Below are 12,979 nucleotides of genomic sequence, written 5' to 3' on the forward strand. Positions count from 1 at the left end.
GCAACAGCCTCGGGGACGATGAGCAAAGGCCGCGGGCAACTCACACACCGAAGCGGCGCACCAGAGGTTACGTCAACGCCTGTTCTCAAAACGCATACCGCACCACCAACTGATACACCGGCCCCGCCTTCTCGCTCTCGCGCTCGTACTCGTCGTAATCGCGACCGAGCTGGTCGCCGAGCGTATTGAACTTGTGGAAGTCTTCGTCCTTGGACGCATTGAGCAGGTTCGATCCGGTCAAACGCACCGCCACTTGCGAGCCGAACCGCTTCTCGACGAAGGCTTCCAGATCGGCGCCGTAGCGCGTCGAGACCTCTTCGCCGAGCACGCGCGAGGCGGCATCGCCCTGACGCCGGTAGCTGGCGCCGAACGACATGCCCACGCCCGGCAAGTCCTGGATGAAGCCGACATTGAGCACCGAACGCGGCTGGTTGTTGAAACGGCGCTTGCCGAAGTCGTCGTCGACCTCGCTGTCGAGCCATGAGTAGTTGAGGAACACGCCGGTGTCGGCCAGGCCCAGCGCGGTCAGCGGCGTGGACAGGTCGAACTCGGCGCCGTAGACGCTGCCGTCGCCGATGTTGGCGGCAGTGAAGACGAAACTGTCCGGGTCCAGCACCGGGTAACCGGGCGTGCCCGGGCCCGCGCCGGGATGTTCGTCGAGGAACTCCTCGACTGCGTCCTCGTGATCATCCAGTGCGGTCGCGCTGGGCCGGCCGGTGCCGACGATCTCGATCAGATCGCGCACCTTGCGATAAAACAGATTCACGCCGACCACGCCGCGCTGGCCCAGCCGGCGCTCATAGCCCAGATCCAAACCCCACGCGGTTTCCGGCTGCAGATCGGGATTGCCGAGGAAATCGTTGTCGCCGTATTCCTCTTCCAAGGTCATCGGCAGCAGCTGATTGAAATCCGGACGGCGCACGGTGCGCGCGATCGAGGCGCTGAGGCGGTCGTGTTCGGTGAGATTGAAACGCAGATGCGCCGACGGCAACAGCAGGCCGTAGTCCTTGTCGCGCTGCACCGCGTCCTCGCCTTCTTCGGCGACGCTGCGGATCTTGGCGCGGGTGGTTTCGTAACGCAGGCCGGTTTCCCAGTCGATGCGGCCTTGTTTGCCGGAGAACATCAGATACGGATCGAGCCGGCGTTCCTCGATCCGGCTGGTCTGGCGTTCGAAGTCGGCGTAGGGAGGTAACGGCTGGCCTTCTTTCTCGGCCTCCACTTCGCTGGTGCGCAGCGAGGCGGTGCGGCGCTTGTCCACGCCGTCGACGCCGAACTCCATCTTGGCCGCGCCGAGCGCGCGGCTGTGGGCGAGCTTGAGGCTGAACTCGCTGTCGCGCGTGTCGCCGAGGATGCGCGTGCCTTCGAAGCCGTCGAACGAGGGCGGGCTGTCTTCGTCGTCGTAGCCGATTTCCTGCTCGGTATCGTGGCGGCGGTCCTCGAAGCGCGCATAGCCCAGATCGATCTCGCTGCGGCCGCCGGCCATGTCGAAGGCGTAACGCGCGTTGAGGCTGGCGTTGTCCTGCTTGATGTCGACTTTCTGGTCGTTGACCGACAGCAGATGGTCGCGCGCGCGGCTGGCCGGGTCGTTGTATTCGAGCGAATGTTCGGTCTCGGTGCGGTCGGTGCGTACGTAGAAGCCGTCCACGCTCAGGCGGCCGGTGCCGATATCGCGGGTGTAGGACAGATTGCCGGAGTAATCGGTGCCGTCGCGCACATCGCTCTGGTCTTCGCGATCGACGAAATCGCCGTCGGGCGACTCGAACCGGTCGCTGCGCTTGCGTTTGGGGTTGTGCCGACCTTGCACGTTGACGCCGCCGAGCACGCGGCCGCCGGCGAATTCGCCGCTGCCGACCGCGCCGAGCACCGGCTTGGTCTTGTCGTCGTCGAACTGCAGCGCGCCGGCGCGCAGATAGCCGCCGTCGAAGTCGTAGGCGTCGCGCAGGACGATGTTGAGCGCGCCGGCCACCGCGTCGCCGGAGCGGTTGGCGCTGGGGCTGCGGATGATCTCGATGCGCTCGACCAGTTCGGCCGGAATGCGGTCGACGTAGAACGAGCGATCGCCGCCCGCGCCGGGCACTTTTTTGCCGTTGATGAGGATCTGGGTGTAGCCCGGGTCCAGGCCGCGCAGGCGCGCGCCGTCGTACTCGAGCACGTCGGAGACGAAACCCACGCTCGGCACGCGCTTGAGCATGTCGCCGACGGTCAGCGGTTCGAAACGCTGGAAATAGTCCAGGCCGTAGCTCAGGGTCGGGGCGGTGGCTTCGCTGCGGTCGCGGTAGGCGATCTGTCCGGTCACCGTGACCCGGTCGAGCTCGGTCGCCGCGGGGGGCGCTGCGGGGACGTCCGCGGCCACTGCCGGCGCGGCGAGACAGACCAGTACGGCGGCGCTGAGGGCATGATGGCTGAGCTTGAGACGTCGCGGACTGCGCATGGATTTCGCCGGTGAAGGTATGGCGAGCGTTGTAAGTCCATGCGATGGCAGGACGATGACTGTGTGCGCGATTTGTCGTTTTGCCGCGGCGCGTGCGAGCCGGTCCTGTCATGAAAGCGGCATATGACGCTTCTATAACAGCGTCCGGGGAACTACCACGAACCAGAACATGCCCAAGCGCTCAACATTGCTCCTGTCCCTCGCCTTCGCACTGGCGGGCTGCGCGACCTCCGATGCGCCGCGCGGCGCCGGCGCACCGGCGCAAGCCGCGCAGCGCGAGCCCGACGAGCGCGGCGCAGCCGACGCCGATCCGTTGCTGGTGCGTGCCGGGCTGGACTACCGGCAGGTCGCCGAAGCGTTCGTGACCCCGGCCACGCCGCAGGACAACATCGACTCGCCGGCGGTCTGGCGCGCGCCGAACGGTCGCTTGTGGCTGCTGGCGACGGCCAAGCAGGGCGGCGGGCTGGTGATGTACGACGGCGACCAGGGCACCGCTGCGGCCCGCTACGGCCGCGAGGGCGACGGCCTGGGCGAATTCCGCCGGCCCAACGGCATCGCCGTGTTCGGCGATCTGGCGTTCGTGGTCGAACGCGACAACCGCCGCGTGCAGGTATTGTCGCTGTCGTTGCCGGCCGCGCCGCTCAATGCGCCGGGCATCGCCGACACGCGCACGCCGCAATTGCGCCCGCTGACCAGCTTCGGCGCGCAGCAACTGCAACAGCCCTACGGCTTGTGGGTGCGCGAGGTCAGCGCGAAGGAACTGGAAGTGATCGTCACCGACGCCTACATGGCCGGCGAGGACGCCAACGGCAACGAGATTCCGCCGCCGCTGGAGCAACTGGGCCGGCGCATGCAGCGCTATCGCCTCGATCTGCGTGGCGCGACGCCGCTCGCGCGCCATCTCAGCGCCTTCGGCGACACCAGCGCGGCCGGCGCGATCCGCGTGCCCGAGTCGATCTGGGGCGATCCGGCGCACGACCGCCTGCTGATCGCCGAGGAAGACCTGGCCACCGGCACCGCGATCCGCGACTACACCCTCGACGGGCGTTACCGCGGCCAGACCCTCGGGCTGGGACTGTTCAAGGCGCAGGCCGAAGGCATCGCGCTATGGCAGTGCGGCGACGGCAGCGGTTACTGGATCGCGACCGATCAGTACAAAGACCGTAGCCTGTTTCATGTGTTCGATCGCGTCAGCCTGCGTCACCTGGGCGCGTTCGCCGGCCGCACCGTCGGCAACACCGACGGGGTGTGGTTGCAGCAGGCCGGCTCGACGCGTTTTCCCGACGGCGTGTTCTATGCCGTGCACGACGACCAGGCGGTCGGCGCGTTCGATTGGCGCGATATCGCGAACGCGTTGAATCTGCGCAGCCGCTGCGAAGGCTGAGGCGCGCGGCGCCTCAGCGATCGGTGAGCTGGAACGACTTCACCAGCAGATCGAAGCCGGGTTGGGTCTGCTTGAGGTCTTCTTCCGCGCTTTGCGTAATCAGGAACGCGGTGCGGTGCGCGCCGGTGATCTTGCGGTACTCGCGCAAGTGCGGAACCTTCACCCCGGCGATGCTGACGACGTAACGCTCGCGGATGGTGCCCTCGGTGAAGGCCGACAGATCGAAACGGCTTTCGCGCTTGAGCATCGACGGTGTCTGCTTGTCCGCCTCGGCCGAGAAGCTGCGGGCGAACTCTTCCAACTCGCGGGCGCCGTCGGACTGGACCATCGCGATGAAGATCGCCGAACCCGGGCTCTCCACGGTCAGGTAATGCATGCTGGCGATGCGCTGGTCGTCGCTGAGTTTCCAGTTGCCCGGAATCTGCAGATGCACGCCGAGACGGTCGTAGGGCTTGGGCTGGGCCACGTTGGCGGCCGGCTCGCCGCAAGCGGCCAGCAGCACGATCAAGCCGGCGGCCAACCAGCGAAGGTGGCCGCCGAGCGAGGCGCGGGTTCGAGTCATGGCCATCATCCTTGAATGCCCCCTGTGGACCTGCGCGACACCGTAGCAGCCCGCGACGGCGCGCGCGCGTGCCGTTCGGCCCGGTGCCGCGGCCACGACCAACGACACTGGGAACGCACGGCCGCGGCCGCCTAGGCTGAGCGCTCACGCCTGCCGAACGGGAACCGCCGATGTTCGTACGTCTCGTCCTCGCCGCCGCGCTCGTCCTGTGCGCACCGGCCGCCTTCGCCGCGGAGCTGCACGCCGACCCGCGCAATCTGCAACCCAAGGATCTGTTCGATCTGGAATGGGCCGACGCCCCGGCGATGTCGCCCGACGGCCGCCGCATCGTCTACCAGCGCAAGTTCTTCGACATCATGAAGGACCGCCGCCGCAGCAATCTGTGGCTGGTCGACGTCGACAGCGGCCGGCAGCGCGCGCTGACCAGCGGCGCGGCCGGCGACGGCGCCGCAGTGTGGTCGCCCGGCGGCGATCGCATCGCCTGGGTGTCCGATCGCGAAGGGTCGGCGCAGATCTGGGTGCGCTGGATGGACAGCGGCCAGCAGTCGGCGATCAGCAGCCTCACCGAAGGCGCATCCAACCTGGCGTGGTCGCCGGACGGCCGCTGGCTTGCCTTCACCATGCACGTCGCCGCCGACACCACGCCGCTGGCCAAGCTGCCGGCCAAGCCCGAGGGCGCGCAGTGGGCCGACGACATCAAATTGATCGAGCGCATGAACTATCGCGCCGACGGCGCCGGTTACCTCAAGCCCGGTTACCAGCACGTGTTCGTGATCCCGGCCGACGGCGGCACGCCGCGTCAGGTGACCCAGGGCGATTACGACCACGATTCCACGCCGGTGTGGAGCCGCGACGGCCGATCGCTGTTCGTGGTCTCCAACCGCCGCCCCGACGCCGAATACCGGCCGATCGATCAGGACATCTACCGGGTCGACGTCGCCAGCGGCGAAACCACCGCGCTGACCGACCGCGGCGGGCCGGACGTGTCGCCGGTGCTGTCGCCCGACGGCCGGCAACTGGCCTATCTGGGTTACGACGATCGCAAGCTCGGCTATCAGGTCGCGCATCTGTACGTGCTCGATCTGGACAGCGGAAAGTCGCGAGGGCTCACCGAGAACTTCGATTACGAGATCGAGAATCCGCAGTGGGATCGCGGCGGTCGCGGTCTGTACTTCGGTTACGACCGCGAAGGCGTGAGCCATCTGGGCTGGATCGCCGCCGGCGGCGGCAAGGTCGAATCGGTGGCCGACGACGTCGGCGGCACCGCGGTCGGGCGGCCGTATCCGGGCGGCAGTTTCTCGGTCGGCGCCGGCCGCGTCGCCTACACCCACGGAACCGCCTCGCGCATGGCCGATGTCGCGGTGGTCGAGCGCGGCGGCAAATCGCGCGTGCTGACCGATCTCAACGCCGACTCGCTCGCGCGCAAGCGCCTGGGCGAGGTCGAGACCTTGTGGACCAAATCCTCGGCCGGCGGTTTGGACGTGCAGGGCTGGATCGTCAAGCCGCCGCAGTTCCAGGCCGGCCAGCGCTATCCGCTGCTGCTGGAAATCCACGGCGGCCCGTATGCGAACTACGGCCCGCGTTTCGCCGTGGAGACCCAGCTCTACGCCGCCGCCGGTTACGTCGTGCTGTACGTCAATCCGCGCGGCAGCACCAGCTACGGCCAAGCCTTCGCCGACCACATCCACCAGAACTATCCCAGTCACGACTTCGACGATCTGATGAGCGCGGTCGATGCGACCATCGCCAAGGGGTATGTCGATCCGCAGCAGTTGTACGTGACCGGCGGCTCCGGCGGCGGCGTGTTGACTGCCTGGATCGTCGGTCACACCGAGCGTTTCCGCGCTGCGGTGGTGGCCAAGCCGGTCATCAACTGGACCAGTTTCGCGTTGACCTCCGACGGCCCGTCCTACATCACCCAGCACTGGTTCCCCGGCCCGCCGTGGGAAGCGCAGGAGTTGTACTGGAAGCTGTCGCCGCTGGCGTACGTCGGCAAGGTCAAGACCCCGACCATGCTGATCACCGGCGAAAGCGACTACCGCACGCCGATCTCGGAGACCGAGCAGTACTACGCCGCGCTCAAACTGCATCGCGTCGACAGCGCGATGATCCGCATACCCGGCGCGTCGCACGGAATCGGCGCACGGCCCAGCGAAACCCTCGCGCAGGTGCTCAACACGCTGGGCTGGTTCGAGCGTTATCGCAACAAGCCGGCGGCAAAGCCCGAATCGGCGCCCGAGCGCTGATCTGCCACGCCCGCTTCGATAAGTGCCCCTTGAAAAAGGGGCTAGGGGGATTTGCTCTTATCCGCAAAACAGAATCGCCACCGCACCCAGAGCGAATCCCCCACGCTCCGATTTCCATCGCTCCAGCCGCTCGCGCCGGGCGCCGCCCCCTTTTTCAAAGGGGGCAACCGTTCGCGACTGCGCGCCGGACGATGGCCGCGCTCCGCCTCAATCCAGCTTCACCCCGAAATGAAACGCCTCGATGCGCAGGCGTTCGCGCAGGTAGAACGCATGCGCGTCCTGCCGGTGAGTGCCCGAGTCCAACTGCAGGCGCGCGCAACCCAGTCGCTTGGCCTCGGCCTTGAGCCAATCCAGCATCGTCTTTCCGTAGCCCTGGCTGCGCACCGTCTGGTCGGTGATCAGATCGTCCACGTATACGTGCAGGCCGACTGCGAGCATTTCCATCACCCGCCAGCAGGCGAACGCGCGCGGCACGCCTTGCGCGTCGAAGGCGACGGTGGCGCGGCAGCCTGCGGCGATCTGCCGGTGCATCTGCGCGAGGAAACGCGCCTCGTCGAACTCGGGGCGCAGTTGCGACACCAGCGGCCACACGGCGCGCAGTTCGGCGTCGCCGACGATGGTGCGGATTTCAAAAGTTGCCGACATCGACCTGTCACGGAAGCAAAACAGGCGGGAAGTGTAGCGAACCACGGCCGGCGCTTTCGCCGGTTTCGTGCCGTTGTTCGCGGCGTTCGGGCCGTTACCAGCTGAACAGCTTGAAATACACCGGCGAGACCGTGCCCTCGCCCTTGCTGGTGTCCAGGCGGCCGTCGCCGTTCTCGTCGACCAGGTAATAGACCGGCCCGCGCGCGGGCGTGATCTTGACCGCGCGCAGCTGCCCGGCGACCCGGTACTCCTCGAGCACGTCGCCGTTCTCGACCGTGCGGGTGCGGATCTCGGCGTTGCTGAGGGCGGCGGTGGGATCGTCGGCCGCGCGCGTGGTGGCGCAGCCGCTCAGCGCGAGGGCGAACGACAGGCCCAGCAGGGTGGCGAGGGGCGTCGGCGACGCGTGGGGGGCGCGCATGGCGAATCTCCGTGTCTCAGGCCGATAGCATACGCCGCAGGCTCGTTAAGGGTGCGCATCGACGGAGCGCGATGTCCGACATCGAGCTTGCGCGGACGTTGTGGCTTGCGTGTCGGGGCTGAAGCCCCTCCCACAAAAGACCTCGTGGAACCGATGCCGCCCTTGAGCGCTTGCGTGGTCTCGGTAACTTTTGTGGGAGGGGCTTCAGCCCCGACAGCCCGCCGCCGCGAAACCCGGCCCCCATCGCAGCCCCGGCGACCGCTCGGCGTAGAATCGGGGCCATGAAAAGACTCGTCCTGATCGATGGTTCCAGCTACCTCTACCGCGCCTTCCACGCGTTGCCGCCGCTGAGCAACGACGCCGGCGAGCCTACCGGCGCGCTGTTCGGCGTGGTCAACATGCTGCGCTCGACCCTGAGCGAGCGTCCGGATTACTTGGCCTTCGTGGTCGACGCGCCCGGCAAGACCTTTCGCGACGACCTCGACCCGCAATACAAGGCCAATCGCCCGCCGATGCCCGAGGACCTGCGCGCACAGGTGCTGCCGATGTGCGAGATCGTCGAAGCGCTGGGCATTCCGATCCTGCGCATCGACGGCGTGGAAGCCGACGACGTGATCGGCACCCTGGCTCTGCGCGCCAACGCCGACGCCATCGACGTCACCATTTCCACCGGCGACAAGGACTTCGCCCAGTTGGTGCGCCCGGGCGTGGTCCTGGTCAACACCATGAGCGGCAGCCGGATGGATTCCGACGAGGCGGTGTTCGCCAAGTTCGGCGTCAATCCGAACCAGATCATCGATCTGCTCTCGCTGATGGGCGACACGGTCGACAACGTGCCGGGCGTGGACAAGTGCGGGCCCAAGACCGCGGCCAAGTGGCTGGGCGAGTACGGCACGCTGGAAGGGGTGATCGAACACGCGGGCCAGATCAAGGGCAAGATCGGCGACAACCTGCGCGCCGCGCTGGGCCGGCTGCCGCTCAACCGCCAGCTGACCACGATCAAGACCGACGTCGAACTCGACCGCGGCCCGCAGGAGCTTGCGCTGCGTGAGCGCGACATCGAGGCGCTGCGCGTATTGTACGCGCGCTACGGCTTCAAGCAGGCCTTGCGCGAGATCGAAGGCGGCGCCAACGCCACGGCGAATGAACTCGCCGCCGACCGCGCGGGCCTGCGCGCCACCGCCGCCGGTCACGCGCGTTCCAGCGCCGCGGCCGAAACGCCGGACGCCGCGTTGTCGGTCAAGGGCGAATACGAAGCGATCACCACCCAGCCGCAGCTCGACGCGCTGGTGGCCGCGCTGCAGGTCAGCGAGGAGTTCGCCTTCGACAGCGAAACCGACTCGCTGGACCCGATGATGGCCAATCTGGTCGGCCTGAGTTTCGCCACGCAAATCGGCCGAGCGGTGTATATCCCGTTGGCCCACGATTATCCCGGCGCGCCCGCGCAGCTCGATCGAGAGACGGTGCTGGCGGCGCTGCGGCCGGTGTTCGCCGATCCGGCCCGGCGCAAGCTCGGCCAGCACGGCAAGTACGATCTGCACGTGCTGCGCCGCCATGGCGTTGAGGTGGCCGGTTACGCCGACGACACCATGCTGGAAAGCTTCGTCTACAACGCCACCGGCAGCCGCCACGATATGGATTCGCTGGCCAAGCGCTATCTGGGCTACGACACGATCAAATACTCCGACGTGGCCGGCAAGGGCGCCAAGCAGATACTGTTCTCGCAGGTCGCCATCGACGATGCGACCAAGTACGCGGCCGAAGACGCCGACGTGACCTTGCGCCTGCATCGCGTACTGGGCGCGCGCCTGGCCGCCGAGCCGGAGTTGGAACGCGTCTATCGCGAGATCGAAATGCCGCTGGTGCCGGTGCTCGAACACATCGAGGCCAACGGCGTGATGATCGACGGCGACGAGCTGCGCCGGCAATCGCAGGATCTGGGCAAGCGCATGCTCGCTGCGCAGATCAAGGCCACCGAACTGGCCGGGCGCACGTTCAATCTGGATTCGCCCAAGCAACTGCAGGCGCTGTTGTTCGACGAACTCAAGCTGCCGGCGCTGGTGAAGACGCCGACCGGCCAGCCCAGCACCAACGAGGAAGCGCTGGAAGCGATCGCCGACCAGCACGAACTGCCGCGGGTGATCTTGGAATACCGCGGCTTGGCCAAGCTGCGCAGCACCTACACCGACAAACTGTCGGAGATGGTCAACCCGCACACCGGCCGCGTGCACACCAGTTATCACCAGGCTGGCGCCGCGACCGGACGGTTGGCGTCGAGCGATCCGAACCTGCAGAACATTCCGATCCGCACCGACGACGGGCGCCGTATCCGCCGCGCTTTCGTCGCGCCGCCGGGCCGGCGCCTGCTGGCCTGCGATTACTCGCAGATCGAACTGCGGATCATGGCGCATCTGTCGGAAGACCCCGGCCTGGTGCGCGCGTTCGAGTCCGGCGCCGACGTGCATCGCGCCACCGCCGCGGAAGTGTTCGGCAAGAAATCGCTGGAGGACGTCAGCGGCAACGAGCGCCGCGCGGCCAAGGCGATCAACTTCGGCCTGATGTACGGCATGAGCGCGTTCGGTCTGGCGCGTCAGCTCGGCATCGGCCGCGGCGAGGCGCAGGACTACATCGCGCTGTATTTCAGCCGCTATCCCGGGGTGCGCGATTTCATGGAGCGCACGCGCCAGGACGCGCGCGAGAAGGGTTATGTGGAAACCGTGTTCGGCCGGCGCCTGTATCTGGAGAACATCAAGGCCTCCAACCAGGGCCTGCGCGCGGGCGCCGAGCGCGCGGCGATCAACGCACCGATGCAGGGCACCGCGGCCGATATCATCAAGCGCGCGATGATCGACATCGACGCGTGGCTCGGCGCTCACGGCGAGCGTGCCAAGATGATCCTGCAGGTCCACGACGAACTGGTGTTTGAAGCGGACGAAGCCTTTATCCCCGAATTGCGGGACGAGGCCTCGCGCCGGATGGCCGCGGCGGCCACATTGCGCGTGCCGCTGGTTGTAGACAGCGGTATCGGTATTAATTGGGACGAAGCGCATTGATTATCTGGAAGCTATTGATTTTGCAGGACTTGCTTTAATGAATCGGTCCTGAACCCAACAATTTATTAACTCTGATCTTCACGAACTATCCATGTGCCAGGTGGTCATATAGGTCGCGACAGATGCAACGTCTGTCGCCGATCTCTCCCTCCCCTGGAGTGATCCCCCGGAGCGAACGCCCCCTCCCCAGGGCACGCTCCACCAGCCCCGCCGGCCCCCCCTGCCTGCGGGGCTTTTTATTTGCGTCGCCCATGGCGATATCGCCATCGTCGATGGCCTCCATGCGGAAACAGGTGCGCGTCGACCGCGCCCATGCGACTGCAAGCCGATGCGCTGCCTGCATACCGATGCCATCGTTCCTGGCACGGATCTTTCCGTGGAATCGGCGACGCTGCGTTTTCCGCGAATGCGTGAATGACCGTCGGCGCGGGCGACCCATGCTCCAGCGCCGCCGAATCGCTGCCTCCGCGCCCGCCGCCGATGCGGATCCGCGCGCACGGAGCCCGGGCCGACCGGTCGTGACGGGCGTTGCACGCGGCGGCGCGCCACAATCGCGCCATTGCCGCCGCCCGCCAGGAGTTCGCCCGATGTCCGACGCCTTCCATCTGTCGATGCCGTGGTGGGAGTACCTGGTCCGCGCCTGCATCGTGTACTTCGTGCTGCTGGCGATGATCCGGCTGTCGGGCAAACGCACGATGGGGCAGTTCACCTCGTTCGACATGCTGCTGATCGTGCTGCTGGGCAACGCGGTGCAGAACGCGCTGCTGGGCAGCGACAACTCGGTGACCGGCGGCCTGATCCTGGCGAGCACGCTGATGGTGTTGAACTGGTCGGTCGGCTACCTCGCCGCGCGCAGCGCCCGCGCCGAAAAGGTGCTGGAAGGCGAACCGGTGGTGCTGGCGCGAGACGGCCACGTGTTCCGCAACGTATTGCGCCGCGAACTGGTCAGCCGCGCCGATTTCGAGAAAGCCATGCGCGAGAACGATTGCGACGAAATCGATCACATCGCGTTGGCGATGCTGGAGACCAATGGCCATATCACGATGTTGCGCAAGCCGGATAAGAGCGGGTGAGCGTGGTGGTTTGCCCCGGGCAATAAAAGCGTCGGGGCTCAAGCCCCTCCCACAAAAGACCTCGTGAGTCGCGCGGAGCCCTGCCAACACGCGCCCTGCAGCCAGCGAAGTCTTTTGTGGGAGGGAGCTTCAGCCCCGACCGCGCATTGCCGACCGACCGCGCATTGCCGATGAGCGACGCGGCCGCGAGCGCGCCGGTGTCAGCCCGTGGCTTCGCCCAGCCAATCGCGCGGCACCAGATACTCGGCCAACCGGGCCTCGTCGCTGTCCGCTTCCGGGCGGAAGCCATATTCCCAGCGCACCAGCGGCGGCAAACTCATCAGGATCGATTCGGTGCGTCCGCCCGACTGCAGGCCGAACAAGGTGCCGCGGTCGAACACCAGATTGAATTCGACGTAGCGCCCGCGCCGGTACAACTGGAACTGCCGCTCGCGTTCGCCGTAGGGCGTGTCGCGGCGTCGCTCCACCAGCGGCAGGTACGCGTCGAGAAAACCGTCGCCGACCGCGCGTTGATAGGCGAAATCGCGCTCGAAATCGCCGTGCAGATCGTCGAAGAACAAACCGCCGACGCCGCGGGTTTCGTTGCGGTGCTTGAGCAAGAAATATTCGTCGCACCAGCGCTTGTGCGCCTGATAACGCTCCTCGCCGCCGAACGGCTCGCACAGCGCGCGCGCGGTGCCGTGCCAGTGGCGCACGTCTTCGATGAAGGGATAGAACGGGGTCAGGTCGAAGCCGCCGCCGAACCACCAAGCCACGGTTTCGCCGTCGCGCATCGCGCGGAAATGACGCACGTTGGCATGAGTGGTCGGCAGGTAGGGATTGTTGGGATGGAACACCAGCGACACGCCGACCGCGCGCCATGAGGCGCCAGCCAGTTCCGGCCGGGCGGCCGTGGCCGAGGGCGGCAACTGGGTGCCCGACACGTCGGAAAAGCCGATGCCCGCCTGTTCGAACACCTTGCCGCCGCGCAGGATGCGGGTGCGTCCGCCGCCGCCTTCGGGGCGTTGCCACACGTCCTCGGCGAAGCGCGCCTGACCGTCGGCCTGTTCGATGGCGGCGCACAGACGGTCCTGCAGGCCGGAGAGGTAGTCGCGTACGCGGTCGAAGTCGCTCATGCGCCCATTCTACCGGGGCCGTCGCGGCGGCAGGATGCGACCGCCCGCCGCG

The 12,979-nt window shown here is 67.0% G+C and carries 9 protein-coding genes; 4 read left to right on the plus strand and 5 right to left on the minus strand.

What is annotated here, in order from left to right:
• Positions 1-85: 85 nt before the first annotated feature.
• The gene (locus ACTOWJ_RS09220; RefSeq protein ID WP_441334303.1) at positions 86-2,431 is read right to left on the minus strand and encodes a TonB-dependent receptor plug domain-containing protein; all 2,346 of its coding nucleotides are present in this window, start codon (positions 2,429-2,431) and stop codon (positions 86-88) included.
• 169 nt (positions 2,432-2,600) lie between these two features.
• Here ACTOWJ_RS09220 and ACTOWJ_RS09225 point away from each other — a divergent pair, with 169 nt between their 5' ends.
• Positions 2,601-3,815, plus strand: coding sequence for a phytase (locus ACTOWJ_RS09225; RefSeq protein WP_441334304.1), 1,215 nt, complete (start codon positions 2,601-2,603; stop codon positions 3,813-3,815).
• A gap of 13 nt (positions 3,816-3,828) precedes the next feature.
• Here the strand turns inward: ACTOWJ_RS09225 and ACTOWJ_RS09230 are convergent, their stop codons facing one another.
• Positions 3,829-4,377 (minus strand): hypothetical protein, encoded by a 549-nt coding sequence (locus ACTOWJ_RS09230; RefSeq protein WP_441334305.1) that lies wholly within the window; start codon positions 4,375-4,377, stop codon positions 3,829-3,831.
• A gap of 170 nt (positions 4,378-4,547) precedes the next feature.
• Here ACTOWJ_RS09230 and ACTOWJ_RS09235 point away from each other — a divergent pair, with 170 nt between their 5' ends.
• Positions 4,548-6,623: a S9 family peptidase gene (locus ACTOWJ_RS09235; RefSeq protein ID WP_441334306.1), complete on the plus strand. Its 2,076-nt coding sequence runs from the start codon at positions 4,548-4,550 to the stop codon at positions 6,621-6,623.
• Between the two features lie 207 nt (positions 6,624-6,830).
• Here ACTOWJ_RS09235 and ACTOWJ_RS09240 read toward each other — a convergent pair whose 3' ends face one another.
• A complete protein-coding gene (locus tag ACTOWJ_RS09240; RefSeq protein ID WP_441334307.1) occupies positions 6,831-7,268 on the minus strand; it encodes a GNAT family N-acetyltransferase in 438 nt (145 codons plus the stop codon).
• A gap of 94 nt (positions 7,269-7,362) precedes the next feature.
• The gene (locus tag ACTOWJ_RS09245) at positions 7,363-7,686 is read right to left on the minus strand and encodes a DUF2782 domain-containing protein (RefSeq protein ID WP_441334308.1); all 324 of its coding nucleotides are present in this window, start codon (positions 7,684-7,686) and stop codon (positions 7,363-7,365) included.
• A 281-nt stretch (positions 7,687-7,967) separates the two neighbouring features.
• Between ACTOWJ_RS09245 and polA the strand changes: the two genes are divergently transcribed.
• Together polA and ACTOWJ_RS09255 are read left to right on the plus strand one after the other, a co-directional pair.
• Positions 7,968-10,739, plus strand: coding sequence for a DNA polymerase I (polA, locus tag ACTOWJ_RS09250; protein ID WP_441334309.1), 2,772 nt, complete (start codon positions 7,968-7,970; stop codon positions 10,737-10,739).
• A 587-nt stretch (positions 10,740-11,326) separates the two neighbouring features.
• Entirely contained in the window at positions 11,327-11,812 is a 486-nt protein-coding gene (locus tag ACTOWJ_RS09255) for a DUF421 domain-containing protein (protein WP_441334310.1), read from the plus strand.
• 200 nt (positions 11,813-12,012) lie between these two features.
• On the opposite strand, the gene hemF is transcribed toward ACTOWJ_RS09255, so the two are convergent.
• Positions 12,013-12,927, minus strand: a complete 915-nt coding sequence (gene hemF / locus ACTOWJ_RS09260) for an oxygen-dependent coproporphyrinogen oxidase (RefSeq protein ID WP_441334311.1) — start codon at positions 12,925-12,927, stop codon at positions 12,013-12,015.
• Between the last annotated feature and the right edge of the window lie 52 nt (positions 12,928-12,979).

It is taken from the genome of Lysobacter sp. CA199 (assembly GCF_052078715.1).
Taxonomy (GTDB): domain Bacteria; phylum Pseudomonadota; class Gammaproteobacteria; order Xanthomonadales; family Xanthomonadaceae; genus Lysobacter.